A 25,712-nucleotide genomic window follows, 5' to 3' on the forward strand; every position below is an offset into this window, starting at 1 on the left:
GGCCGCGAGCGACTTCGCAATTACTGCTGATCAAGTTTGCGTGCAGCTTCAACGCCCGCAGCGCTGAGCTTGATCGGCAGGTTCAACTCATGCTCGCCCGCTTCGCTGCAGGTCACATGACCGTGATGAATCAAGCCGCGCTCCTGCAGGACGGCGAGGGCGCTGGCCACGACTTTCTCGCCCCGGTAATTGTCCAGCACTTCCTTGCCCAAGCCGTTGGGATGCGCGTGCAACAGGCGGGTGAGGACTTCTTTTTCCAGGTCTTTGTCGACGTTCATGGTTACCTCTTCATGGGAGTGAATAGGGCGCTCGCGTCGGCGAACTGCTACTGACCGGCACCTTCGGAACCCGAACCACCGGTGGTGGTTTTCGAGCCGACGCCGGGGCCGGCGTTATCGGGCGCGGCGGGGGAATCAGGCGTGTTCATGCCGCCCTGACGGCCCGGATCGCTGCCCTGCGTGCGCGGGTCGGTGCCGGTGGCCGGTGGCTGATTGATCAACGGCACGCCGGAGCCATCGGTATTCATGCCGGGAGCACTGTTGATGGCGGGGGCGCGAGGCGGGGTCGGATCGGTAGGGCCAGTGCCCGCTGCCGTGGACGAGGCGGCGAATACCGCAGGGCAAAGCAGGGCGCTGAAGACGAAAGCGGTCAACCTTGACGGGATCATAGGGCTTCTCCAGTGATTGGAATCCTTACCCTTGGTTGGTCCGCCGCACGTCGGGATTGGTGCCTGAGGATCGACGAACGGTTTGTTTCGTCATGGTGTGTTTACCAATGGGTCGATGCCGATTTCTTCCTTGAACTGCTCCATGAAACCCTTCAAGCGCTGATGGCGAATCTGTGCCAGGCGCCGGCCGGTGGCGGTCTGGAAACCCTCGGCGAGGTGCAGCAGTTTGGTCTGGAAATGGTCGAGGCAAAAGCGTGTGTCGTCGTAGTCACGGTGTTGCGCCTCGGGGTCTTGCGGATCGTAAAGCGCCGCGCCCATGCGCCCGGCGACATAGAAAGTGCGCGCGACGCCGAGCATGCCCAGCGAGTCGAGACGGTCGGCGTCCTGGACGATTTTCGCTTCGAGGGTCAGCGGGGGGATGTTGGCGGAAAAGCTGTGGGCTTCGATGGCGTGGGCGACCTGAGTGATTTTTTCGCTGGGCCAGTTCATCGCTTGAAGGAGTGATGAAGCCTTGTCCGCTGCCAGACGCGAAGCCTGAGCGCGCAGCGGCGAGTTTTTCTCGACGGATACGCAATCGTGCAGCAGCACTGCGGCGAGCAATACATCGAGCTCACCGCCTTCCGTTTCATGCAGCGTGCGTGCGTTGTGCCAGACCCGCTGCAGGTGGGCGAGGTCGTGCGCGCCGTCGTCTGAGGACTGCAGAGCATGAGGAAGCAACGCTGAGGCAAGTGCCTGCATGGGCGTGAAATATTCAACGGTCATAAACATCCTTTCAGATTGTCGCAAAACCTGTGGAAGCGAGCCTGCTCGCGAAGGCATTCTGTCAGTTGACCCAAGGACTGACTAAAAGGACGCCTTCGCAAGCAGGCTCGTTCCCACAGGTGACACAGTGTTCGGCAAATCAGGCAAGTTAACCCGTTTTGCCATGTGACGAGCGCCGCCGCGCGCCTTAGTATGGCGCTTTAATTTGCACACAAGGCCCGTCCATGACGATCGAAATCCGCCCGGCGACCCCCAGCGATGCACCGCAGATCCTCACCTTCATCACCGAACTCGCCGATTTCGAAAAGGCCCGCCACGAAGTCATTGCCAGCGTTGCCGACATCGAACGCAGCCTGTTCGGCGAAGGCGCCACCGCCCACGGCCTGATCTGTCTGCGCGATGGCTTGCCAATCGGTTTCGCGGTGTTCTTCTTCAGCTATTCGACCTGGCTGGGCAGCAACTGCCTGTACCTCGAAGACCTCTACATCACCCCTGAACAACGCGGCGGCGGCGCCGGCAAAACCCTGCTGCGCCACCTCGCCAAAATCGCCTGCGCCAACGACTGCGGCCGCTTCGAATGGAGCGTGCTGGAATGGAATACGCCGGCGATTGAATTCTACAAATCCCTCGGCGCGCAGCCGCAGGAAGAGTGGGTGCGGTATCGCATGGATGGCAAAGTCCTGCGCGAGTTCGCCGAGGGTCATTGATCCGTTACTGAAGATCGCAACATCGATCAGCGATGTTGCGATCTTTTTTTGTTTTCGTCTCACTATATGGGATTGATATTTATATATTGAGATTTGCCCGCGCCCGGGTTTATAGTCCATCGCACTCACTGCCAAAAAACAGAACAGGTGAAGCGATGCAGGCGCAATTGATCGCGCTCGATTGGGGGACGACCTCATTACGTGCTTACAAACTCGCGGCAGACGGTGTGGTGTTGGAACAGCGTGCGCTGTCGTCCGGGATCATGCAGTTGCCCAAGACGCCGCGGATCATCCACGGACATGAATGTGCCGATGGTTTTGAACTGGCGTTTGATCAGGCCTGTGGCGACTGGCTCGATGCGCAGCCGGATCTGCCGGTGATCGCTTGCGGCATGGTCGGCAGCGCACAGGGCTGGCGCGAAGCGGCCTACTGCGAAACGCCGGCGGACGTCGCCAATCTCGGAAAATCCCTACAAACAGTCGTCAGTCTGCGCGGTACCCCAGTGCATATCGTGCCGGGGGTGATTCAGCGTTCGCGTCTACCGAATGTGATGCGTGGCGAGGAAACCCAGGTGCTGGGTGTCCTCCAGCAGCTGCCGGCCGAGGCGGGCGCTGATCTGCTGATCGGCTTGCCGGGCAGTCATTCCAAGTGGGTCGAAGTGGTCGATGGTTGCATCACGCATTTCGACACGTTCATGACTGGCGAGGTGTTCGCGGTGCTCAGCGAGCACAGCATTCTCGGCCGCACCCAACAACCCAGCGCCACCTTCGAGGCGCAGGCGTTCGACCGCGGCGTGCAGGTCGCGTTGTCGGCGGACGGTGAACTCGGCGTGCTTTCGACCTTGTTCAGTGCGCGCACGCTGGGCGTGACCGGTGAACTTGGCCCGACCCTGCAAGCGGATTACCTGTCCGGGCTGATGATCGGTCATGAGTTGGCCGCGCTCGCCGCGGTGCAGCGTCAACGCCGCAACAATCCGAATCTTCCTTCGATCGTGCTGATCGGCAACGGCCAACTCTGCGCGCGTTACAGCCGTGCACTGGACGCCTGCGGGTTCGCCCGGGTGACGCTGGCCGAGCAGGCCACCGAGCGTGGCCTGTGGCAACTGGCGCTTGCCGCCGGACTGATCGATTCCTCATCCCGTTAACCTGACTGGAGGCCTGACATGCTCAAGCAAGCACTGGCGCAAAACGGTCTGATCGCAATCCTGCGTGGCCTGCAACCGCAGGACGCCGCGGCTGTGGGAGAAGTCCTGTATGCCGCCGGATTTCGCGTCATCGAAGTACCGCTCAATTCCCCTTCGCCGTACGAAAGTATCGCCACCCTGCGCAAGACCTTGCCCGCCGATTGCCTGATCGGTGCTGGCACGGTGTTGACTGCGCAACAAGTGCAACAAGTGAAGGATGCCGGCGGCCAGGTGATCGTCATGCCGCACAGCGATGCCAAGGTCCTGCGCGCGGCGAAAGCGGCCGGGCTGTATCTGTCACCGGGCGTCGCCACGCCGACCGAAGCCTTCGCGGCGCTGGAGGAGGGCGCGGATATTCTCAAGCTGTTCCCGGCCGAGCAGATGAGCCCGGCAGTCGTCAAAGCCTGGCTCGCGGTATTGCCGGCGGGCACGGTGCTGGCGCCAGTCGGCGGCATCACGCCGGACAACATGCAGGCGTTCCTCGATGCCGGCGTGAAAGGCTTCGGCCTCGGTTCCGGGCTGTTCAAACCGGGCATGACACCAGAGCAAGTGGCGGTCAATGCCAAGGCCTATGTGGCCGCATGGAAAGCGCTTCGTTAAGACTTTTCCGGCGCTGCGTGCGCTGCATCTAATAAAAGCTGCATTTACAAAAGAGAGCAGAGATGAAAATCACCAAACTCACGACCTTCATCGTCCCGCCGCGCTGGTGCTTCCTCAAGGTCGAAACCGATGAGGGCGTGACCGGTTGGGGCGAACCCGTGGTCGAAGGCCGGGCGCACACGGTTGCCGCTGCCGTAGAAGAATTGTCCGACTACCTGATCGGCAAAGACCCACGCAACATCGAAGACATCTGGACGGTGCTGTATCGCGGTGGCTTCTACCGCGGCGGTGCGATTCACATGAGCGCGCTGGCCGGCATCGACCAGGCACTGTGGGACATCAAGGGCAAGGCCCTCGGCGTGTCGGTCAGTGATCTGCTCGGTGGCCAGGTGCGCGACAAGATTCGTGTGTATTCGTGGATCGGTGGCGACCGCCCGGCCGACACGGCGCGTGCGGCGAAAGAGGCGGTGAGCCGTGGTTTCACCGCGGTGAAAATGAACGGCACCGAGGAGCTGCAATTTCTCGACACCTTCGAAAAAGTCGATCTGGCCCTGGCCAACGTCGCCGCCGTGCGTGATGCGGTCGGGCCGAACGTCGGCATTGGCGTCGACTTCCATGGCCGCGTACACAAGCCGATGGCCAAGGTCCTGATGAAGGAACTCGACCCGTACAAACTGATGTTTATCGAAGAGCCGGTGCTCAGCGAAAACTACGAAGCGTTGAAAGAACTGGCGCCGCTGACCAGTACGCCGATCGCCCTCGGCGAGCGGCTGTTTTCGCGCTGGGACTTTAAACGCGTGTTGAGCGAAGGCTACGTCGACATCATCCAGCCGGATGCTTCCCACGCTGGCGGCATCACCGAAACCCGCAAGATCGCCAACATGGCCGAAGCCTACGACGTGGCGCTGGCGCTGCATTGCCCGCTGGGGCCGATTGCACTGGCGGCGTGTTTGCAACTCGACGCGGCTTGTTACAACGCGTTTATCCAGGAGCAAAGCCTGGGCATCCATTACAACGAGAGCAACGACTTGCTCGACTATGTGAAGGATCCACGCGTGTTCGACTACGACAAAGGCTTCGTGAAGATTCCGAACGGCCCGGGGCTGGGGATCGAGATCAACGAAGAATATGTGATCGAGCGCGCGGCGGTCGGCCACCGCTGGCGCAACCCGATCTGGCGCCATGCCGATGGCAGTTTCGCCGAGTGGTGAGTCACTCCTGACACACCACAAAACCCTGTGGGAGCTGGCTTGCCAGCGATAGCGGTGTGTCTTTCACATTGATATTGGATGTGCTGACGTCATCGCTGGCAAGCCAGCTCCCACAGGGTGCAGTGCAGGCCTCAGGCCGACCTCAATAAACATAAAAAGAGGCTCTCCTCATGCAATCGCACACCCTCACCGGGCAGGCGTCTTTAGTCACGCCCAGCCGCAAGCGATTTTTCATCATGGTGTTGCTGTTCATCACCGTGGTCATCAACTACCTCGACCGCAGCAACCTGTCGATTGCCGCGCCAGCGCTGACCAGCGAGCTGGGCATCGATCCGGTGCATGTCGGGCTGATCTTTTCCGCGTTCGGCTGGACCTACGCCGCCATGCAGATCCCCGGCGGCTGGCTGGTCGATCGCGTACCCCCGCGGATTCTCTACAGTGTCGCGCTGCTGCTGTGGTCGGTGGCCACGGTGATGCTCGGTTTCGTCAGCAGTTTCATCGCCCTGTTCGTCCTGCGCATGGCGGTTGGCGCGCTGGAAGCGCCGGCGTATCCGATCAATAGCCGCGTGGTCACCACCTGGTTTCCCGAGCGCGAGCGCGCCACGGCGATCGGTTTCTACACGTCCGGACAGTTCGTCGGTCTGGCCTTCCTGACGCCGGTGCTGGCGTGGCTGCAACACGCGTTCGGCTGGCACATGGTGTTCGTCGCGACCGGTGCGGTCGGCATTCTCTGGGCGCTGATCTGGTACGCGGTGTATCGCGAGCCGCGCGATTTCAAAGGCACCAATGAAGCAGAAATCGAGCTGATTCGCGAGGGCGGCGGGCTGGTCGATATCCAGGCGGAAACGGCCAAAGTCAAAGCCAGGTTCAGCTGGACCGATCTGGGCATTGTCCTGAGCAAGCGCAAGTTGTGGGGCATCTACCTCGGCCAGTTCTGCCTGAACTCGACGTTGTGGTTCTTCCTGACCTGGTTCCCGACTTACCTGGTGAAGTATCGCGGCATGGACTTCATCAAGTCCGGCCTGCTGGCGTCGCTGCCGTTTCTGGCCGCGTTCGTTGGTGTGCTGTGCTCGGGGTTCTTTTCCGACTGGCTGATCCGTCGCGGCTACACCGTCGGCTTCGCGCGCAAGTTGCCGATCATCAGCGGGCTGCTGATCTCCACGGCGATCATCGGCGCGAACTTCGTTGAGTCGACGCCTTTGGTAATTGCCTTTCTCGCGCTGGCGTTTTTCGGCAACGGGCTGGCATCGATCACCTGGTCGCTGGTCTCGACGCTGGCCCCGGCACGCCTGCTCGGGCTGACGGGGGGAGTGTTCAACTTCATCGGCAACCTGTCGGCGATTGCCACGCCGATCGTGATCGGCTTCCTTGCCAGCGGCGATTCGTTCGCTCCGGCGATCACCTACATCGCCGTGCTCGCGCTGGTCGGTGCGTTGTCCTACGTGCTGCTGGTGGGCAAGGTCGAACGTATCGAGTTGTAGTGGTCTGCGTCGGGCGACCATAATGCCGCCCGTTCCCTCGCTCAACGGTAAAAAAGGCTGGATATGCAGGAAGACGCCCCGGAAAAAACCAAGGACGCCGCGCCCACCGGCACCCAGACGCTGTTGCGCGGCCTCGGTGTGGTGCAAGCGGTGGCCAGTGGCGCCCGCGATCTCAAGGAGATCGCCCGGCTGATCGGCACCACGCGCAGCACCACCCATCGTCTGGCCAGTTGCCTGGTCGACGAGCGCTACCTGCGCGTGGTGCCGCAAATCGGTTATCTGCTCGGGCCGAAGCTGATCGAACTGGGTTTTCAGGCTCGCGAAGAACTGCCACTGGTGACCCTGGCTGGGCCGTATCTGGACGAGTTGTCGTCGCTGACTGGCGACACCGTGCACCTGGGGATTCGTGAAGGCGATGAGGTGCTGTACCTGCTGAAGAATCCGGGGCGCAATGGCCCGGAAATGCGCTCGCGGGTCGGCCATCGCATGCCGCTGGCGCGTACCGGCATCGGCAAGGCGTTGATGCTCGATGATTCGCCGAAAGATTGGCAGCGCCTGTACGACATCAGTCTGCCGGCGGGTGGGAAAAGTCAGTTCTGGCCGCAGCATCCCCAGCAGTCGTGGGAACAGCTCGAACAGCGCATGAGCGAGTACGTGGCCGGTGGCTACGCCTTCGATCTGGAAGACAACGAACCGTCGATCCGCTGTGTGGCGGCGCCGATTCGCGATGCGAGCAAAGGCATTGTTGCGGCGATCAGCATCGCCAGCACCGTGCCCTATATGCCGCTGGAGAAAATGGCCGAGCTGATTCCCCTGATCAAAGGGGTCACAGCCCGGCTGTCGGCCGAACTAGGGCTTAAGGTTTAAGCCTTGAGCGTCGCCATGTCGATGACGAATCGGTACTTCACGTCGCCGGCAATCATCCGCGCGTAAGCCTCGTTGATCTGGCGGATGTCGAGCATTTCGATGTCGCAGGTGATGTTGTGTTCGGCGCAGAAATCCAGCACCTCCTGGGTTTCCGCGACACCACCGATCAACGAGCCGGCCAACACGCGACGCCCCAGCACCAGTTTGGCCGCGTGCACCGGCGGATCAATCGGTTCGATCAGGCCGACCAGAATGTGCACGCCGTCAAAGCGCAGGGTGTCGAGGTACGGGTTGAGATCATGTTGCACCGGAATGGTGTCGAGCAGGAAATCGAAGTAACCGGCCGCGGCTTTCATTTGCTCGGCGTCGGTGGAAACGATCACGTGATCGGCGCCCTGACGCCGACCTTCTTCGGCCTTGCTCGCCGAGCGGGTGAACAGCGTCACTTCCGCGCCCATGGCCTTGGCGAACTTGATGCCCATGTGGCCGAGGCCGCCCATGCCGAGAATCCCGACCTTGTCGCCGGCCTTCACGCCGTAGTGCTTGAGTGGCGAGTAAGTGGTGATGCCGGCGCAGAGAATCGGCGCGGCGCTGGCCAAGGCCAGTTTTTCCGGAATGCGCACGACGAAGTGCTCGCTGACCACGATGCTGTCGGAATAACCGCCCATGGTATTGCTGCCATCGACCCGGTCCGGGGTGGCGTAAGTCATGGTCGGGCCTTCGAGGCAATATTGCTCGAGGTTCGACTGGCAGGCTTCGCAGGTGCGGCAAGAGTCGACCATGCAGCCGACGCCGACCAGATCGCCGACTTTGTGCCGGGTGACATTCGCACCGATCGCGGTGACTTTTCCGACGATCTCGTGGCCGGGCATCAACGGGTAAACCGCGATGCCCCACTCGTTGCGTGCCTGGTGAATGTCGGAGTGGCAGACGCCGCAATACAGAATCTCGATGGCAACGTCGTCAGCACGCGGGCTGCGGCGTTCGAATTTCATCGGGGCGAGGGGAGTGGTGGCTGATTGGGCGGCATAACCGATCGCGGTGTACATGGCAAACCTCGCAGAAGCAGGAACAAGTGAGGCGGCGAATTCTGGGCGCCGAATGCTCGTGCGGCCATGACGAATTCTCCGGGTCTCATGCCTAATTCTCCGGCATGCGGGTTTGGGCGATCGCATTGGCAAACGGATCTGCGATGATGCTTTCATCCCTTATTGCGTGTTTTTTTGTGAAGAACGATTCGATGCAACTGACCCGTCATCTTGATGCCAACGCGCGGCTGGTTTCGCTGATCGAACCGCTGGCGCTGCGCGATGGTTACAGCCAGACCGGCTTGCCTGGCGTACAAATATTGCGCGCCAGTTGCGATGTCGCCCGTGGCCCACACATTTATGAGCCGAGCCTGATGATCATCGCCCAGGGCAGCAAACTGGCGTTTCTCGGGCCACGAACCATGGAATATGGTGCCGGGCATTACCTGATCCAGGCGCTGCCGGTGCCGTTCGAGTGCGAGACGTTCGCCTTGCCGGATGCGCCGCTGCTTGGCGTCTCGGTGGCGATCGATCGGGTGCTGCTCGGCGAGCTGGTGCTGGCGATGGGCCTGGCACCAGGGCGGCACATTCCGGCGCAGACGCCGGAGTCGATGACCTCAGTGGTGCTCGACGATGGCATGCGCGGTTGCGTCGAGCGCTTGCTCAGTTGTTTGCACGATCCGCTGGAGTGCCAGATTCTCGGCCCGGCGCGGGTACGTGAGTTGCTGTTCGTCGCCTTGCGCGGGCCGCAGGCGGATGTGCTGCGGGCATTGGTCGAACAACAGGGGCAATTTGCGCGAGTGGCGGCGTCGATCAGTCATCTCCATGCGCATTACACCGAGCCGCTGAACGTCGAGACCCTGGCCAGTTGCGCGAACATGAGCGTGTCGACCTTTCATGAGCATTTCAAACGCAGCACGCTGCTGTCGCCGGTGCAGTATCTGAAGCGTTTACGCTTGTTGAAGGCGCAGACGTTACTGGTGGCCGAAGGGCTGGGCGTGGCGCAGGTGGCGCATCGGGTCGGGTATCAGAGCACGTCGCAGTTCAGTCGTGAGTACAAGCGCTATTTCGAGCGTAGTCCGGGGGATGAGCGCGCTGCCTGAGCCTGCGCTGTTCCTTGTAGAAGTGAGCCTGCTCGCGATAGCGGTGTGTCAGTCGACATTGTCGGCACAGACATACCGCTATCGCGAGCAGGCTCACTCCTACAGGGGGGAGGTATTGTTGCGTGAATTGCGGGCAACAAAAAGGCCCCCGTTCAGGGAGCCTTGTTGTTCAGCGATACGACTTACATATTCGGGTAAGTCGGGCCGCCGGCGCCTTCCGGCGCGACCCAGGTGATGTTCTGCGCAGGGTCCTTGATGTCACAGGTCTTGCAGTGCACGCAGTTCTGGGCGTTGATCTGGAAGCGCTTCTCGCCGTCCTCTTTGGTTACCACTTCGTATACGCCGGCCGGGCAGTAGCGCTGCGCCGGTTCGTCGTAGAGCGGCAGGTTCTTGCTGATCGGAATGCTCGGATCAGTCAGCTTCAAGTGGCACGGCTGTTCTTCTTCGTGGTTGGTACCAGAGATGAACACCGAGCTGAGTTTGTCGAAGCTGAGTTTGCCGTCGGGTTTCGGGTAATCGATCTTCTTGCAGTCGGCGGCGAGCTTGAGGGAGGCGTAATCCGGCTTGGTGTCACGCAGGGTGAATGGCAGTTTGCCGCCGAAGATGTTCTGGTCCAGCCAGTTGAAACCACCGCCGATGATCGCGCCGTATTTGTGAATCGCCGCGCCGAAGTTACGGCTGGCGAACAGTTCTTCGTAGAGCCAGCTTTTCTTGAAGGCATCGACGTAAGTGGTCAGCTCTTCGGTGCCGTCCTTTTCCGCAAACAGCGCGTCAGCCACCGCTTCGGCCGCTAGCATGCCGGACTTCATCGCGGTGTGGCTGCCCTTGATCTTGGCAAAGTTGAGAGTGCCGAGATCGCAACCGATCAGCGCGCCGCCCTTGAAGACCATTTTCGGCAGCGAGTTCAGACCACCCTTGGCGATGGCGCGGGCGCCATAGCTGATGCGCTTGCCACCTTCCAGGTACTGCGCCAGCACCGGGTGATGCTTGAGGCGCTGGAACTCGTCGAACGGCGACAGGAACGTGTTGCTGTAGGAAAGATCAACGATCAGACCGACCACCACCTGATTGTTTTCCAGGTGATAGAGGAACGAGCCGCCGGTGTTCTCGGTGCCCATGATGTCCAGCGGCCAGCCGGCGGTGTGCACCACCAGGCCTGGCTGATGTTTGGCCGGGTCGATTTCCCAGATTTCTTTCAGGCCGATGCCGTAATGCTGAACGTCAGCCTCGCTGTCGAGGTTGTAGCGTTTGATCAGTTGCTTGCCGATGTGGCCACGGCAGCCTTCGGCGAACAGCGTGTATTTGCCACGCAGTTCCATGCCCGGGGTGTACAGGCCTTCTTTCGGCTGGCCTTCGCGGTCGACGCCAAGATCACCGGTGATGATCCCGCGCACCACGCCTTGTTCGTCGATCAGCGCTTCCTGGGCAGCGAAGCCAGGATAGATTTCGACGCCGAGGTTTTCCGCCTGCTGGGCCAGCCAGCGGCACAGATTGCCGAGGGAAATAATGTAGTTGCCTTCGTTGTGCATGGTCTTGGGCACAAAGAAGTCAGGGATTTTCTGCGCGCTTTCGGCGTTTTTCAGCACGAAAATGTCATCGCGGGCCACCGGCGTGTTCAGCGGGGCGCCAAGTTCTTTCCAGTCCGGGAACAGCTCGTTCAGTGCGCGGGGTTCAAACACCGCACCGGAGAGGATGTGTGCGCCGACTTCGGAGCCTTTTTCGACCACGCAGACACTGATTTCCTTACCGGCATCAGCGGCCTTCTGCTTCAGACGGCAGGCGGCGGACAGACCCGCGGGGCCGGCACCGACGATGACCACGTCGAATTCCATGTATTCGCGTTCCACAGGCTATCTCCTACTCAAGGCTCAACAGTTTTTTTTCTGATTTGGAGGTTTGATGTCGCATCCCGCCAGCCTTTACGTTAACGTCAAGGGGAATAACGGAAAACCCACCTTTCTCTCTAGGCGGCGCATTATATCTACACCACTCTCAGCGTCCAATACAAACGTTTGTTTGAATTGCCTCCAGCCCAGAGAAATCAAAGAAGCGCGGCTTATGAGTGGTCATTTTGCTGTATTGACCGGAATAGGCGTTCCGGTCAAGATACGGGCGGTTTTGCGCTGGTCGTAAGCAGACTGGCGCTTTCAGGAGCACGTCTAAAGACAGGGCACGGGCAGTAAAGGGTGAAGCGCAGCGCAATTTTTCGCGCCGCTCGCACGGTTTGGAAATCCACGACTGGTCGGTCACCGCTGACGAACGGTCAGCGGCATTCACAACCCAAGCCAATTGCAGCCACGTCGGCGTTTTTAGAGGTGCCCTTTAGCCTGATGAGCATCAACCGCCAGGTTCGCCTAGGCGACTTTCTTTTCACCGGAGAGTAACGAGGAATCCATGAAGGTTCTTGTAGCTGTCAAACGCGTTGTGGATTACAACGTCAAGGTCCGCGTCAAGGCGGACAATTCCGGCGTCGATCTCGCCAACGTCAAGATGTCGATGAACCCGTTCTGCGAAATCGCAGTGGAAGAAGCCGTACGCCTGAAAGAGAAGGGCGTTGCGACTGAAATCGTCGTCGTCTCCATCGGCCCGACCACCGCTCAGGAACAGCTGCGTACCGCACTGGCTCTGGGTGCCGACCGTGCCATCCTCGTCGAATCCGCTGAAGATCTGACTTCCCTCGCTGTGGCCAAGCTGCTCAAGGCTGTGGTCGACAAGGAACAGCCGCAACTGGTGATCCTCGGCAAACAGGCGATCGACAGCGACAACAACCAGACCGGCCAGATGCTCGCTGCACTGAGCGGCTACGGTCAGGGTACGTTCGCCTCGAAAGTCGAAGTCTCCGGCGACACGGTTGCCGTGACCCGCGAAATCGACGGCGGCGCGCAGACCGTTTCGCTGAAACTGCCGGCCATCGTCACCACCGACCTGCGTTTGAACGAGCCGCGCTACGCGTCCCTGCCAAACATCATGAAAGCCAAGAAGAAGCCTCTCGAGACGCTGACTCCGGACGCTTTGGGCGTTTCCACCGCCTCCACCAACAAGACCCTTAAAGTCGAAGCGCCGGCTGCACGCAGCGCGGGCATCAAGGTCAAGTCGGTGGCTGAACTGGTCGAGAAACTGAAAAACGAAGCGAAGGTAATCTAATCATGACTATCTTGGTAATCGCCGAACACGACAACAAAGTGCTGGCTCCGGCCACGCTGAACACCGTGGCTGCCGCTGCCAAAATCGGCGGCGACATCCACGTCCTGGTGGCCGGTCAGGGCGCAGGCCCGGTGGCCGAAGCCGCTGCGAAAATCGCTGGCGTGAGCAAAGTCCTCAACGCTGACAATGCCGCTTACGCGCATCAGCTGCCGGAAAACGTTGCTCCGCTGGTTGCAGCTCTTGCCCATGAAGGCGGGGGCGCTGGTTACAGCCACATCCTGGCTGCCGCCACCTCCAACGGCAAAAACATCCTGCCGCGCGTTGCTGCTGCGCTGGACGTTGACCAGATCTCCGAGATCATCTCGGTCGAAAGCGCTGACACCTTCAAGCGCCCGATCTACGCCGGTAACGCCATCGCTACCGTGCAATCGACCGCCGCGATCAAAGTGATCACCGTGCGTGCCACCGGTTTCGACCCGGTTGCTGCTGAAGGCGGTTCGGCGGCTGTTGAAGCCGTTGGCGCTGCGCACGATGCGGGCATTTCGAGCTTCGTTGGCGAAGAGCTGGCCAAGTCCGATCGTCCAGAGCTGACTGCTGCCAAGATCGTCGTTTCCGGCGGCCGCGGCATGCAGAACGGCGACAACTTCAAGCACCTGTACGCTCTGGCCGACAAGCTAGGCGCTGCCGTTGGTGCTTCGCGCGCCGCGGTCGACGCAGGTTTCGTACCCAACGACATGCAGGTCGGTCAGACCGGCAAGATCGTTGCGCCACAGCTGTACATCGCCGTCGGTATCTCCGGCGCGATCCAGCACCTGGCCGGCATGAAAGACTCCAAAGTGATCGTTGCGATCAACAAGGACGAAGAAGCGCCGATCTTCCAGGTGGCCGATTACGGCCTCGTGGCTGACCTGTTCGAAGCCGTACCCGAGCTGGAGAAGCTGGTCTAATCCAGCCGCTTCACTTATAAAGAGCCCGACCGTTTGGTCGGGTTTTTTTTGTCTTGAATTTGAGTGGGGGCGTGTTGCCATGGATCTGCGCTGCGGATGGTTGTTGGGTCTGGCCCTGTTGCCCGTGGTGGCATCAGCGGCGGGCAAGTGCGAGCGCCTCGTCGTCACCGGTAGCCCCGATGCGCCACCGTACCTGTGGCAGGACCCGCAAAACCCGAAACGGCTGATCGGTGCCAGTGCCGACCTGTTGCAGCAAGTCGGCAAAGACCTCGGCATCAAAATCGATCTGCTGTATGCCGGCAAACGCGCGCAAGCCCTTGATGAGGTGCGCAGCGGGCGCATGGACCTGCTGGCTGACGCGCCACTGACCCTCAATGAGCTTGAAAGCCTCGACTACGTTCACCCACCGCTGCTGGAAAACGACTACTTGGTCTGGACCCGCAAAGGCTCGACGCTGGTTTACAGCGACGCCAGAGATCTGCACGGGCATGCCGGCGCGCTGTCGGAAAAGTCGCGGATGACCCAGGCATTCGGTATTTTCGCCGAGCAGAATCTGACCCTGACCAAGACGGCCAACCTCACCCAGGCCCTGCAGAAACTGCTTCTGGGGGAAGTGGAATATGTACTCGCTGGCCGCTATTCGGGCATGGCGGCCGCACAGGCCTTGGGTATGACCAACGATCTGCTGGCGTTCGAGCAACCCATTGATCGCCCCGGTCTGTTCCTTGCGGTTTCCCATAACTCGGCATGCAACGATCCGTGGTTGCGCGGACAGCTAGCCAAAAAGATGACAGAATTGCCCGCGTCCGGACTGACGGAAGCCGCGCTGCAACGCAATATCGAGCGCTGGAAGGCGCAGCAGCAACAGCCGCCACAACCCGTCAGTGCCCCCAAACAGTAGGGATTCTTAGTGAGTATTCGACCTCTTTTCGCGGCCGTGGCCGTTCTGGCTCTGGCCGGTTGCGCGACCGATCCGGCACCCATCGAACAAATGCGTCTGACCGAGCAGGCCATCACTCAGGCCAAGGCCGTTGGCGCCACGGCCGACGAAGTGCCGGAAATGAAACTGGCAGAAACCAAGTACACCCGCGCCAGAGGCAGCATGGCTGACCAGTCTTACCGCAACGCGCGGATGCGCGCCGAGCAGGCTGAACTGGACGCCCGGCTGGCCGAAGCCAAGGTGCTGACCCAGAAAAGTGAAGAGCAATTGAATGTACTGAACACCCGCATCACCCGACTGCGCAAGCAACTGGGGAATGCCCAATGAACCTGTCAGTGAAAATCCTCGGCGGCCTGATCCTCGTCGGTTGCGCCAGCCTTTCTGGCTGCGCCGGACAGCACAGTGAAACGGCGTTGCAGCAGGCTGGCAGCGACTTTCAGAAGGTCAAGGAAGATTCGAACGTGTTGCGTATCGCGCCGAAAGATGTGATTCGTGCCGGTGAGTCTTTGGCCCGCGCCGATCGCCTGTCGAGCTATTGGGGCAGCGGTTCGGACGTTGTGCATTACGCTTATCTGAGCCAGCGTTACAGCGAAATTGCTCGTGAGCATACCAATCAGGTGCTCAACGAAGAGCGCGCAGCCAAGCTGGAGCTGGAGCGCCAACGTCTGCAACTGGCCTTGCGCGAATCGAAGTTGTTGAGTGTGCAGCAGCAGGGCAAGTGGCTTGAGGAGCAGATCGTTGCGTTGGCGACTACGCAGACTGATCGGGGTCTGGTGATGACGCTGGGCGATGTGCTGTTCGATACCGGTGAGGCGGAGCTGAAGAATTCGGCCAATCGCGTGGTGCTGAAGATTGTTCAGTTTCTGCAGTTGAATCCCAAGCGGGTGGTGCGGATCGAGGGTTATACCGACAGTACCGGGGGCAAGCAGGAGAATCTCAAGTTGTCGCGTGACCGGGCGCAGTCGGTGGCGGATGTGTTGATTGACCTGGGCATTGATGACAAGCGGATTCAGGTTGAGGGGTATGGGGATGAGTACCCTGTAGACGCCAACGCTTCCGAGCGTGGGCGGGCGCAGAATCGTCGGGTTGAGATTGTTTTTTCTGATGAAAAGGGGCAGCTCGGGGCGGCTCGTTAGGTTGGCCTTGGCGGCCTCTGGGCCGACCAGGCTCTTGGGTTTTTGAGTGAATATCCGTTTTTTTGGGGGATGCGGCTGGCGGTTTCGCCCTTACGGCGAGGCACTTTTTCCAGACGCCGAAAAAGTGCCCAAAAAGGCTTGCTCCTGCGTTCGGCCCTCGCAGGCTCGGGTTCCTTCGCTCCGGGACCGATCCGGGCGCAGCGGCTACGGTTTGCTTCGCTGCACCTACTTCCGCTGTGTACGACTGCGTCGTACGGTCGCTGCGCTCCCACGCCCGGATCGATCCCTGCGCTCAGCCTTCCGATGTCGCTGGTTAGGCAAGATCAAGAGCACTCGAGCTGGCGCTCATTGTTGAGTGGGTAGGAGCGGGTGGTTGGCTTGGGGGTTGTGGTGGATTCGCCCCTCATCGGAACGCCGCCCGCCCAGCCCTCTCCCCCAGGAGAGGGAGCCGATTTAGGTTGGTTTCGAAGTTTGAGTACGACTCGATATCCCAGGTCGGCGCAGCTCTCGCATCCACCCCGGTCAATCCCCTCTCCCTCCGGGAGAGGGCTAGGGTGAGGGGCTTTTGATCTTGAGCCACATTCCTCGACCACTTCTCAAAAAAACAGCACAGTCCCGCAGACACCGCAGTGTATCGTTGACTAAAGTGACAACTGTCCCAGTACACTTCTAAACTGTTCCGGTATTGTTTCGCACAAGAATAAAATCGCCCGTGAAATCGAGTGCTGCGTCATGACCAATCTCTTGCTCTACCAACGTATTGCTCAGCAGCTGGCCGAGGATATTCGGCGTGGCGTTTATCAGCCGGGGGAGCGGGTGCCTTCGGTGCGCAAGATGAGTTCGCAGCTCAATGTCAGTCATGCAACGGTGTTGCAGGCTTACGCCAATCTTGAGGATCAGGGCTTGATCCGGGCGCGGCCGCAGTCGGGTTATTACGTGCACCAGACGCCGGCGCTGACGGCGCCGACGCCGGACATTGCGCGGGTTGAGCGGCCGGGGCTGGTGACGCGCAGCAGTATCATTCAGCAGGTTTTGGTTGAGTCGCGTCGTGAAGGGGTGTTTCCGCTGGGTGCGGCGGTGCCGAGTGTCGATTACTTGCCGGTGCGTGCGTTGCACCAGCAATTGGCCAAGGTCACGCGTTTCCATAGTCCGCGCGCTTTCAGTTACATGTTCAGTCCTGGTTTTGAACCGCTGCGTCGGCAGGTGGCGATTCGCATGCGCGACGCTGGGGTGGTGGTCGATCCGTCTGAGGTGGTGATCACTCACGGTTGTGTCGATGCCCTGCAAATGTCGTTGCGGGTGTTGACCCGGCCGGGGGATCTGATCGCTGCTGAATCTCCGACGTATTACGGTCTGCTGCAACTGGCCGATCTGCTCGGTCTCAAAGTCATCGAAATCCCCAGCGATCCCGCCACCGGCATGAGCCTGGAAGCGTTGCAACTGGCGGCCAACCAATGGTCGATCAAGGCGTTGGTGCTGACCACTCGCCTGAGCAATCCGCTGGGCGGCACCATGCCCGAGGAGCGGCAGAAGCAACTGCTGCGGTTGGCCTCGGATTTCGATATCCAGATTGTCGAGGACGATATCTACGGCGAGCTGATGTTCGAGCAGGGCAAGACCAAAGCGCTCAAGGCCTATGACCGCCTCGATCGGGTGATTTACTGTTCGAGCTTTTCCAAGACCCTGTCGCCGGGTGTGCGCATCGGCTGGATGATCGCTGGCAAGTATCAGCAGGAAATCCAGCGTTTGCAGACCTTCAGCACGCATTCGGCCTGCAGTGTCACGCAGATGGCGATTGCCGCTTATCTGGAAAACGGCGGCTATGACCGGCATTTACGGTACATCCGCCAGGAATACCGGAAAAACCTCAGCGCCTTCCAGTTGGCGGTGCAGCAGCACTTTCCCGAAGGCACGCAAATGACCCGACCCACGGGCGGTTTCATCCTTTGGGTGAGTTTGCCGGGACGGGTCAACACGCAAGAATTGCATGTGCGTGCGTTGCAGCAGGGCATCAGTATTGCGCCGGGGCTGATCTTCAGTAACACCGAGCAGTTCAACCACTGTATCCGCTTGAACTGCGGCATTCCGTGGAACCGCGAGGCGGAACGGGCGTTGATGACGCTAGGACTGTTGGCGACCCAGCTGTGTCAGGAAACCGCTGGCGGATTCTGAACGAGCGGCAGGTCAGGCTTGTCTTGTCGCGCACAACGAGCGAGCATGTGGCCCTCTGCCGTTAGTTCGTTGGGTCCATGAAAGCGATTGTTCCTGCCGCGTGGGTTTTGCTGGGTTTGTTGATGATCGGTCAGGTGCCGAGTGTCATGGCGGCTGCCACCCAGGAAAAACCGGCCGCGACCAGTACGAGCAAGAAAACCGCGAAAACCGCGGCACCCGCCAAGAAAGCCCAGTCGAAAAAAGCCGCCACGGTGAAGAAGCGCCGCCCGGTAGCCTCGAAATCGAAACCCGCCAGCGAAGTCGCGAAAACCCGATTGCCGAAGGCGAAGCTCGACCTCAGCCTCCCCAGGGATATGGTTGAAGAGTTGAAGCCCAAGGGCACGGTGGAACTGCCCAAACGCGAGGCGATTCTGCCGCAGATGTTTGGCGAAAAAGACAGCGGCTTCCAGCTCAACGGGCGTCTGCTCAGCAACGAAATGCAGCTGCAACTGCGCAATGACGAACGCCGTGAAGTCGAAGGCGCGGCGCTGGACTTTGAATTCAAACAGTAAATGACGCTTGGCTGTGACCCGCAGAACAGACGCTTTGTCGGAGACTGGTCAGTCACTTTCACTTATCGCTGAAAACCCGCCGCAGACAATTTGAAACAGCCGTTCTAGCGGTTACTCTGTTTCCCGTCTCTTTACACATCGCCCGTCGCGAGGATTGTTCGTCATGAAATGCCGTGAAGGCTGTGGCGCTTGCTGCATTGCCCCGTCCATCAGTTCGCCGATTCCCGGCATGCCCGATGGCAAACCTGCCGGCGAACGTTGCGTGCAGCTGTCGGTCGATAACCTGTGCAGCATTTTCGGCCGCCCGGAGCGTCCGCCAGTCTGCGCAGGCTTCGCTGCCGACGTTGAAGTCTGTGGCAGCAGCGCCGAAGAAGCGATCAGGCTGATCGGTTGGTGGGAAGCCATGACCGCGGCGTGATGTGTCAAGGCAACGGAACTTCAACAATAAGGAAAAGACTATGGGTTCGCTGCATCGTATTGCTCTCTTGTGTGGTTTGACCGCTGTGCTGGTCACCTCGGTTGCTCAGGCTGAAGACTGGAAGGTCGCCAAGAACGAGGACGGCATCAAGGTCTCGCTGAGCGAGATACCCGGCTCGGACTACAAGTCCTACCAGGGCGTCGCGCTGATGAAGACCACCATCGCCAAATTGCGCGCGCTGCAGGAAGACGTCGCCGGTGCCTGCGCCTGGATTCACGAATGCAAGACCCAGAAACTGCTCAAGCACGAGGGCGACCAGAGCTGGACCTACACCCAGTTCAACACGCCGTGGCCGGTCACTCCGCGTGATTCGGTGTTGCGCATCACCACCGTCGAAGGCGCCGATGGCAGCCTGACCCGCAATCTCGAAGGTGTGCCGACTTATCTCCCGGAAGAAAAAGGCTTCGTCCGGGTTCAGCAAGTCAAGGGTTTCTGGAAGTTCGTGCCCAAAGGCGATCAGGTCGAAGTGACTTATCAAGTGCACACCGAACCAGGCGGCAGCGTGCCGGCCATGGTTGCCAACAAGTTCGTGGTCGATGCGCCATTCAATACACTCAAAGCCTTGAAACAACGCGCCGAGAAATAATCCGCGCGCTTTGAAATAAACGCCCCGATTGATTCGGGGCGTTTCGTTTCCGGCTTTATTGTGTTTCCAGATATGCGTTGGACGAAATTTTCACAAAGTCTTCCCGACAATTCGCCCGCGCTGTTGCCTCGCTGTCAGGGCTCTAGATGAAAGCATCTGGCAGCGCGGCAGTAATCAATGGCAATGGTGCGGGTGATCGTGCAACATTTGCGCACCGCGCACGCCCCGGGGTCTGGAATGACCAATAGAGGGCTTGGCGCCGCTTTATTCTTTGCAACTTCAACTTTCCAATGGGTCCTAAAACGACATGGCAAACCCGGACGCCCTGAATCAGCAGCGATCTTCCAGCCGCCTGCTGCAACCGACCGTCAAATCGCATCTGGCTTACACGCTGCTTTGTGCGCTGGTCATGATGGTGATGTTTTCCGTGCTGCGCCTCGCGCTGCTGGTCTACAACCGCGAGATGATCCTCGACACCCCAGCCGCGACCTTTCTGGAAGCGTTCGTCAACGGCCTGCGCTTCGATCTGCGTCTGGTGGTGTATCTGTGCATTCCGCTGGTGCTGGCGCTGTTCAGCGCCCGGGCCATGGCCGCGCGGGGCTTCTTCCGTCTGTGGCTGACCATCGCCTCGAGCATCGCGCTGTTCCTCGGCCTGATGGAGATGGACTTCTACCGCGAGTTCCACCAGCGCCTCAACGGTTTGGTTTTCCAGTACGTGAAAGAAGACCCGAAAACCGTGATGAGCATGCTCTGGTACGGTTTCCCGGTGGTTCGCTACCTGCTGGCGTGGGTCATCGGCACAGTCATTCTGACCCTGGCGTTCAAGGGCGCCGACCGCGCCACCCGCCCGCGCGGGCCGTTCAGTGGCGGCAGTGTCAGCTCGCGTCAGGTCGCGCCGTGGTACACCCGTCTGGCGGTGTTCGTGGTCTGCCTGCTGATCTGCGTAGTCGCCGCTCGTGGCACCTTGCGTCAGGGCCCGCCAATGCGTTGGGGCGATGTGTACACCACCGATTCCAACTTCGCCAACCAGCTCGGCCTCAACGGCACGCTGTCGTTGATCGCTGCCGCCAAGGCGCGCATGGGCGAAGACCGCGACAACATCTGGAAAGCCACTCTGCCGCAGGAACAGGCGCAAAAAGTGGTGCGCGACATGTTGCTGATGCCGGACGACAAACTGGTCGACGCCGACATCGCTGCGGTACGCCGTGACTACATGCCACCGGCCGACAAGACCCTGCCGATCAAGAACGTCGTGGTGATCCTGATGGAAAGCATGGCCGGTCACTCGGTCGGTGCTCTGGGCGCGCCGGGCAATATCACGCCTTACCTGGACAAGCTGTCGAAGGAAGGCCTGCTGTTCGACCGCTTCTTCTCCAACGGCACGCACACCCACCAGGGCATGTTCGCAACCATGGCCTGCTTCCCCAACCTGCCGGGTTTCGAATACCTGATGCAGACCCCGGAAGGCAGCCACAAGCTGTCCGGCCTGCCGCAGTTGCTCAGTGCGCGTGACTACGACGACGTGTACGTCTACAACGGCGATTTTGCCTGGGACAACCAGTCGGGCTTCTTCAGCAACCAGGGCATGACCAACTTCGTCGGCCGCAACGACTTCGTCAATCCGGTGTTCTCCGACCCGACGTGGGGCGTGTCCGACCAGGACATGTTCGACCGTGGCCTGCAGGAGCTGAAGGCGCGGGAAAACGGCAAGCCGTTCTACGCGCTGCTGCAAACCCTGTCCAACCACACGCCATACGCCTTGCCGACGCCATTGCCGGTCGAGCGCGTGACTGACCGTGGCAGCCTCAACGAACACCTGACTGCCATGCGCTACTCCGACTGGGCGCTGGGCCAGTTCTTCGAGAAGGCGCGCAAGGAGAAGTACTTCAACGAAACCCTGTTCGTCATCGTCGGCGACCACGGCTTCGGCAACGAGCGTCAGATCACCGAAATGGACCTGGGCCGCTTCAACGTGCCAATGCTGATGATCGCCCCGGGCATCCAGCAGAAGTTCGGTACGCGTGACCATACGGTGGGCACCCAGATCGACATCGTGCCGACCATCATGGGGCGTCTCGGTGGCGAAGTGCGTCACCAGTGCTGGGGCCGCGACCTGCTCAACCTGCCGCAGGGCGATACCGGTTTCGGTGTGATCAAGCCATCGGGCAGCGAGCAGACCACGGCGATTGTCACCGCCGACCAGATTCTGGTGTTGCCGCGCGACAAGGACATGGGGCCGAAAATCTGGCAATACCAACTCGGTGCCAATCCGCATGCCGAAGTAGTGCCGAATGCACCGCGTACCGCCGAACTGAAACTCAAGCTGGAAGCGTTCCTGCAAACCGCGACCAAGAGCCTGCTGGATAACACCGCCGGTGTGATTCACGGCAAGCCGGACTGATTGCTGTTAAAAACGCGCAATAAAAAAGAGGCCCTGAACAGGGCCTCTTTTTTTTCAGCTTTAAATCGTCATATCTTGCCGAGTAACAACAACACCAACAGCACGACCAGTACGACACCGATGATGCCCGACGGACCATAACCCCAACTTCTGGAGTGCGGGAAGACCGGCAGACCACCGATCAGCAACAGGATCAGGATGATGATAAGAATTGTGCCCATGTCGATTTCCTTGTTGGTAATGTCGAGAAGTCTTGATGTTCAAGGGCGACTGGATACCAAGTAATTCCAGCCGGCTTACAAGTTCCGACTTGTGCCAAGTGGAAAAAATTCCATGTTTTTTTAATGTATTTGGATTGCAGGCTTATTTCTTTTTTTCGCCCGGCTAGTTCAGAACTTACTCGCCCTCATTGAATCCAACGCGCCCCGGTTTGCACTCACCATTCAGCAATCTGATGGAGCGTGGGTGGTGGTCGAACGTTCGCTACACTCGGCGCATCTTTCCCGGAACAACAAGGCTGTCTGCTATGCAAAATCGCATGATGATCACTGGCGCGGGCTCCGGTCTGGGCCGCGAAATCGCGCTGCGCTGGGCGCGTGAGGGCTGGCAACTGGCGCTGTCCGACGTCAGCGAACCGGGCCTGCAGGAAACCCTCAAACTAGTCCGCGAGGCCGGCGGTGACGGTTTTGTGCAGCGCTGCGATGTGCGCGATTACAGCCAGCTCACAGCGTTCGCCCAAGCGTGTGAAGAGAAACTCGGCGGCATCGACATCATCGTCAATAATGCCGGCGTGGCCTCGGGCGGTTTCTTCAGCGAGTTGTCGCTGGAAGACTGGGACTGGCAGATCGCAATCAATCTGATGGGCGTGGTCAAGGGCTGCAAGGCGTTCCTGCCGCTGCTCGAGCAGAGCAAAGGCAAGATCATCAACATCGCCTCCATGGCGGCGCTGATGCAGGGGCCGGCGATGAGCAACTACAACGTGGCCAAGGCCGGTGTGGTGGCGCTTTCGGAAAGTCTGTTGATTGAGCTGGCGCAACAGGAAGTCGGTGTGCACGTGGTTTGTCCGTCGTTCTTTCAGACCAACCTGCTCGATTCGTTCCGCGGGCCGACTCCGGCGATGAAGGCCCAGGTGGGCAAGTTGCTGGAAAGTTCGCCGATCACCGCCGCGGATATCGCCGACTACATCTACCGGCAAGTGGCCGCCGGTGAATTCATGATCCTGCCCCACGAACAAGGGCGCATGGCCTGGGCGATCAAGCAGAAGAATCCGCAGTTGCTCTATAACGAAATGACCAGCATGGCCGAAAAAATGCGCGCCAAGGCCAAACAGAACAACGGCTGAACTTGCCCGCAGCAGACGGCGTCGTTAGGGTGGCCGCAATGGTCACCCTGTCGAGACGCATCGATGCTCAATTACTTGTGGTTCTTCCTCGCGGCGCTGTTCGAGATCGCCGGTTGTTTCGCCTTCTTCATGTGGCTGCGCCAGGGCAAAAGTGCGCTGTGGGTGATTCCGGCACTGTTGAGTCTGACGCTGTTCGCACTCCTGCTGACCCGCGTCGAAGCCAACTACGCCGGGCGCGCGTATGCCGCTTACGGCGGAATCTACATCGTCGCTTCGATTGGCTGGCTGATGGTGGTCGAGCGAGCGCGCCCGTTGGGCTCTGACTGGATCGGCGTGGCGTTATGCGTGATCGGCGCCAGCGTGATCCTGTTCGGGCCGCGTTTTTCAGCGGCTTGAGGTTGTTTTGCGGGAAACGTCTGACGGCTCTGAGCGCGCAAGGCTGTAAGGCAAAACTGATTTGCCTGCTGCGCATTGTGTAGCCGCCGCAAGCCGCGCATCTTCTGGGTTCGCTAACCCTGAAGGACCTATCTCATGCTTGTACTCAGCCGTGTCGTTGGTGAGTTGATTTCAATCGGTGACGACATCTCTTTGCGTGTTCTGTCGGTGAATGGCTCCAGCGTGCGCTTTGGCGTCGAAGCCCCGCAAAACGTGCACGTGCACCGCTCCGAAGTCTACGACCGGATCAAGCGCAAGGAAGGTGTGCAGAAGGTTCGCTGAGCGTCAGTCGAACAAATGCCTGGGCACATCATGCTTGAGCATCAACTGGCACTGTTCGCTTTCCGGATCGAACACGATCAAGGCCTGGCCCTTGGTCAGCGCCTGGCGTACGCGCAGCACGCGGGTTTCCAGCGGCGTGTCATCGCCGTTGTCGGTACCGTCGCGGGTGACAAAATCCTCGATCAGGCGGGTGAGGGTGTCGACTTCAAGCGCGTCGTGGGGAATCAGCATGGGCACCTCGGCTAAATCAATGGCGCGATGCTACGGCGATTGGGGTTGGCCTGCCAGTTTTTGTAGTGCCTCGACCGGCGGCATCGCGAGCAGGCTCACTCCTACAATTGGAATGCGTTCTCCTGTAGGAGTGAGCCTGCTCGCGATAGCGGTATCTCAGACAACAATGATCTAACTGTCGGAACGCTGCCCCACCAGACTGTCCACCGGCGGCACGCGGGTTTCGCTCTCCATCTGCGTGTCGTGTTCGATCTGATGACTGAAGCGGTCCAGCGAGGCATTGGCCGGCGCCGCGTCGCTGGCGAACACCGGCGGGCTCAGAATGTAAGCACCGAGCAACCGGCTCAACGCCGCCAGACTGTCGATGTGCGTACGTTCATAACCGTGAGTCGCATCGCAGCCAAAGGCGAGCAGGGCGGTGCGGATGTCGTGCCCGGCAGTCACCGCCGAATGGGCGTCGCTGAAGTAATAGCGAAACATGTCGCGGCGCACCGGCAATTCGTGTTCACCGGCCAGGCGCAACAAGTGCCGCGACAGGTGATAGTCATACGGACCGCCGGAATCCTGCATCGCCACGCTGACAGCATGCTCGCTGGAATGCTGGCCGGGTGCGACCGGGGCGATGTCGATGCCAACGAACTCACTGACGTCCCACGGCAAAGCCGCCGCCGCGCCACTGCCGGTTTCTTCGGTAATGGTGAACAGCGGATGGCAGTCGATCATCAATTCCTGGCCGCTGTCGATGATGGCTTTAAGTGCGGCAAGCAGCGCCGCGACACCGGCCTTGTCATCCAGGTGGCGGGCGCTGATATGGCCGCTTTCGGTGAATTCCGGCAGCGGATCGAACGCCACCACGTCGCCGACGTTGATGCCCAGCGATTCACAATCGGCCTTGGTCGTGCAGTAGGCGTCGAGGCGCAGCTCGACGTGATCCCAACTGATCGGCATTTCATCGACCTGCGTATTGAACGCATGCCCGGACGCCATCAGCGGCAACACACTGCCACGAATCACGCCGCTGTCGGTGAACAGGCTGACGCGGCTGCCCTCGGCGAAGCGGCTCGACCAGCAGCCGACCGGGGCGAGGGTCAGGCGGCCGTTGTCCTTGACCGCGCGGACCGCGGCGCCAATGGTATCCAGGTGCGCCGAGACTGCGCGGTCGGGGCTGTTCTTCTTGCCTTTGAGCGTGGCGCGAATGGTTCCGCGTCGGGTCATTTCGAACGGGATGCCGAGTTCTTCCAGACGCTCGGCGACGTAGCGCACGATGGTGTCGGTGAAGCCGGTGGGGCTGGGAATGGCGAGCATTTCCAGGAGGACTTTTTGCAGGTAGTTCAGATCCGGTTCGGGGATTTGCGGGGTCATGGAAACTCCTGATGGGTTGAGCACATCGATGGTTTCGATGAGAGAGGGATTTGTGGCGCCTGATCGGTCCTCATCGCTGGCAAGCCAGCTCCCAC

At 60.1% G+C, this 25,712-nt stretch carries 28 protein-coding genes; 20 read left to right on the top strand and 8 right to left on the bottom strand.

The window, feature by feature from the left end:
* Positions 1-20: 20 nt before the first annotated feature.
* From BLU24_RS09290 to BLU24_RS09300, 3 genes are all read right to left on the bottom strand, one after another.
* Positions 21-278: a hypothetical protein gene (locus BLU24_RS09290; protein ID WP_093099447.1), complete on the bottom strand. Its 258-nt coding sequence runs from the start codon at positions 276-278 to the stop codon at positions 21-23.
* Positions 279-325: 47 nt separating this feature from the next.
* Positions 326-667, bottom strand: coding sequence for a hypothetical protein (locus BLU24_RS09295; RefSeq protein ID WP_093099449.1), 342 nt, complete (start codon positions 665-667; stop codon positions 326-328).
* Positions 668-757: 90 nt separating this feature from the next.
* Positions 758-1,429: an HD domain-containing protein gene (locus BLU24_RS09300; RefSeq protein WP_093099451.1), complete on the bottom strand. Its 672-nt coding sequence runs from the start codon at positions 1,427-1,429 to the stop codon at positions 758-760.
* Positions 1,430-1,653: 224 nt separating this feature from the next.
* Between BLU24_RS09300 and BLU24_RS09305 the strand changes: the two genes are divergently transcribed.
* From BLU24_RS09305 to BLU24_RS09330, 6 genes are all read left to right on the top strand, one after another.
* Entirely contained in the window at positions 1,654-2,136 is a 483-nt protein-coding gene (locus BLU24_RS09305) for a GNAT family N-acetyltransferase (protein WP_090285151.1), read from the top strand.
* A gap of 155 nt (positions 2,137-2,291) precedes the next feature.
* A complete protein-coding gene (locus BLU24_RS09310) occupies positions 2,292-3,281 on the top strand; it encodes a 2-dehydro-3-deoxygalactonokinase (RefSeq protein WP_093099453.1) in 990 nt (329 codons plus the stop codon).
* 18 nt (positions 3,282-3,299) lie between these two features.
* Complete coding sequence (locus BLU24_RS09315; protein WP_093099455.1) at positions 3,300-3,920, top strand: 2-dehydro-3-deoxy-6-phosphogalactonate aldolase; 621 nt, start codon at positions 3,300-3,302, stop codon at positions 3,918-3,920.
* 62 nt (positions 3,921-3,982) lie between these two features.
* Positions 3,983-5,131 (top strand): galactonate dehydratase, encoded by a 1,149-nt coding sequence (dgoD, locus tag BLU24_RS09320; protein WP_007908327.1) that lies wholly within the window; start codon positions 3,983-3,985, stop codon positions 5,129-5,131.
* 170 nt (positions 5,132-5,301) lie between these two features.
* Positions 5,302-6,612 (top strand): MFS transporter, encoded by a 1,311-nt coding sequence (locus BLU24_RS09325; RefSeq protein WP_093099457.1) that lies wholly within the window; start codon positions 5,302-5,304, stop codon positions 6,610-6,612.
* A gap of 63 nt (positions 6,613-6,675) precedes the next feature.
* On the top strand, positions 6,676-7,479 hold the full coding sequence (locus BLU24_RS09330; protein WP_090285143.1) for an IclR family transcriptional regulator: 804 nt from the start codon (positions 6,676-6,678) through the stop codon (positions 7,477-7,479).
* Here the strand turns inward: BLU24_RS09330 and BLU24_RS09335 are convergent.
* Positions 7,476-8,528, bottom strand: a complete 1,053-nt coding sequence (locus BLU24_RS09335; protein ID WP_093099459.1) for an NAD(P)-dependent alcohol dehydrogenase — start codon at positions 8,526-8,528, stop codon at positions 7,476-7,478. The genes BLU24_RS09330 and BLU24_RS09335 overlap by 4 nt on opposite strands.
* A 191-nt stretch (positions 8,529-8,719) precedes the next feature.
* On the opposite strand from BLU24_RS09335, the gene BLU24_RS09340 reads away from it, so the two are divergent.
* The gene (locus BLU24_RS09340) at positions 8,720-9,610 is read left to right on the top strand and encodes an AraC family transcriptional regulator (RefSeq protein ID WP_090288604.1); all 891 of its coding nucleotides are present in this window, start codon (positions 8,720-8,722) and stop codon (positions 9,608-9,610) included.
* A 182-nt stretch (positions 9,611-9,792) separates the two neighbouring features.
* On the opposite strand, the gene BLU24_RS09345 is transcribed toward BLU24_RS09340, so the two are convergent.
* The gene (locus tag BLU24_RS09345) at positions 9,793-11,457 is read right to left on the bottom strand and encodes an electron transfer flavoprotein-ubiquinone oxidoreductase (protein WP_093099461.1); all 1,665 of its coding nucleotides are present in this window, start codon (positions 11,455-11,457) and stop codon (positions 9,793-9,795) included.
* Between the two features lie 547 nt (positions 11,458-12,004).
* Between BLU24_RS09345 and BLU24_RS09350 the strand changes: the two genes are divergently transcribed.
* The 10 genes from BLU24_RS09350 (at position 12,005) to BLU24_RS09395 (ending at position 21,965) form a co-directional block, all read left to right on the top strand.
* Positions 12,005-12,754 carry an electron transfer flavoprotein subunit beta/FixA family protein gene (locus tag BLU24_RS09350; RefSeq protein WP_090285137.1) on the top strand — a complete coding sequence of 250 codons (750 nt, stop codon included), beginning with the start codon at positions 12,005-12,007 and terminating at the stop codon, positions 12,752-12,754.
* Between the two features lie 2 nt (positions 12,755-12,756).
* Positions 12,757-13,701, top strand: a complete 945-nt coding sequence (locus BLU24_RS09355; RefSeq protein WP_090285135.1) for an electron transfer flavoprotein subunit alpha/FixB family protein — start codon at positions 12,757-12,759, stop codon at positions 13,699-13,701.
* 79 nt (positions 13,702-13,780) lie between these two features.
* A complete protein-coding gene (locus BLU24_RS09360; protein WP_093099463.1) occupies positions 13,781-14,602 on the top strand; it encodes a substrate-binding periplasmic protein in 822 nt (273 codons plus the stop codon).
* Between the two features lie 9 nt (positions 14,603-14,611).
* Positions 14,612-14,968, top strand: coding sequence for a DUF4398 domain-containing protein (locus tag BLU24_RS09365; RefSeq protein ID WP_093099465.1), 357 nt, complete (start codon positions 14,612-14,614; stop codon positions 14,966-14,968).
* Positions 14,965-15,777 carry an OmpA family protein gene (locus tag BLU24_RS09370; protein ID WP_093099467.1) on the top strand — a complete coding sequence of 271 codons (813 nt, stop codon included), beginning with the start codon at positions 14,965-14,967 and terminating at the stop codon, positions 15,775-15,777. Before BLU24_RS09365 ends, BLU24_RS09370 begins: the two co-directional genes overlap by 4 nt.
* Before the next feature lie 732 nt (positions 15,778-16,509).
* Positions 16,510-17,949, top strand: a complete 1,440-nt coding sequence (locus tag BLU24_RS09375) for an aminotransferase-like domain-containing protein (RefSeq protein WP_090285127.1) — start codon at positions 16,510-16,512, stop codon at positions 17,947-17,949.
* Between the two features lie 77 nt (positions 17,950-18,026).
* A complete protein-coding gene (locus tag BLU24_RS09380) occupies positions 18,027-18,500 on the top strand; it encodes a translation initiation factor 2 (RefSeq protein ID WP_093099469.1) in 474 nt (157 codons plus the stop codon).
* Positions 18,501-18,663: 163 nt separating this feature from the next.
* On the top strand, positions 18,664-18,918 hold the full coding sequence (locus BLU24_RS09385; protein WP_090285123.1) for a YkgJ family cysteine cluster protein: 255 nt from the start codon (positions 18,664-18,666) through the stop codon (positions 18,916-18,918).
* A gap of 40 nt (positions 18,919-18,958) precedes the next feature.
* Positions 18,959-19,564, top strand: a complete 606-nt coding sequence (locus BLU24_RS09390; RefSeq protein ID WP_093099471.1) for an START domain-containing protein — start codon at positions 18,959-18,961, stop codon at positions 19,562-19,564.
* Positions 19,565-19,871: 307 nt separating this feature from the next.
* On the top strand, positions 19,872-21,965 hold the full coding sequence (locus BLU24_RS09395) for an LTA synthase family protein (protein ID WP_093099475.1): 2,094 nt from the start codon (positions 19,872-19,874) through the stop codon (positions 21,963-21,965).
* A 68-nt stretch (positions 21,966-22,033) separates the two neighbouring features.
* Here BLU24_RS09395 and BLU24_RS09400 read toward each other — a convergent pair whose 3' ends face one another.
* Positions 22,034-22,192 (bottom strand): DUF3309 family protein, encoded by a 159-nt coding sequence (locus tag BLU24_RS09400; protein ID WP_172833327.1) that lies wholly within the window; start codon positions 22,190-22,192, stop codon positions 22,034-22,036.
* Positions 22,193-22,491: 299 nt separating this feature from the next.
* Here BLU24_RS09400 and BLU24_RS09405 point away from each other — a divergent pair, with 299 nt between their 5' ends.
* The 3 genes from BLU24_RS09405 to csrA all read left to right on the top strand — a co-directional run bounded on the left by BLU24_RS09405 (position 22,492) and on the right by csrA (position 24,024).
* Positions 22,492-23,307 carry an SDR family oxidoreductase gene (locus BLU24_RS09405; RefSeq protein WP_090285117.1) on the top strand — a complete coding sequence of 272 codons (816 nt, stop codon included), beginning with the start codon at positions 22,492-22,494 and terminating at the stop codon, positions 23,305-23,307.
* A 63-nt stretch (positions 23,308-23,370) separates the two neighbouring features.
* The gene (locus tag BLU24_RS09410; RefSeq protein WP_090285115.1) at positions 23,371-23,703 is read left to right on the top strand and encodes a YnfA family protein; all 333 of its coding nucleotides are present in this window, start codon (positions 23,371-23,373) and stop codon (positions 23,701-23,703) included.
* Between the two features lie 135 nt (positions 23,704-23,838).
* Positions 23,839-24,024, top strand: coding sequence for a carbon storage regulator CsrA (gene csrA, locus BLU24_RS09415; RefSeq protein ID WP_090285114.1), 186 nt, complete (start codon positions 23,839-23,841; stop codon positions 24,022-24,024).
* 3 nt (positions 24,025-24,027) lie between these two features.
* On the opposite strand, the gene BLU24_RS09420 is transcribed toward csrA, so the two are convergent.
* Positions 24,028-24,255 (bottom strand): YheU family protein, encoded by a 228-nt coding sequence (locus BLU24_RS09420; RefSeq protein ID WP_090285112.1) that lies wholly within the window; start codon positions 24,253-24,255, stop codon positions 24,028-24,030.
* Between the two features lie 171 nt (positions 24,256-24,426).
* Complete coding sequence (locus BLU24_RS09425) at positions 24,427-25,617, bottom strand: osmoprotectant NAGGN system M42 family peptidase (protein ID WP_093099478.1); 1,191 nt, start codon at positions 25,615-25,617, stop codon at positions 24,427-24,429.
* Between the last annotated feature and the right edge of the window lie 95 nt (positions 25,618-25,712).

It is taken from the genome of Pseudomonas sp. Z003-0.4C(8344-21) (genome assembly GCF_900104975.1).
Taxonomy (GTDB): Bacteria; Pseudomonadota; Gammaproteobacteria; order Pseudomonadales; family Pseudomonadaceae; genus Aquipseudomonas; species Aquipseudomonas granadensis.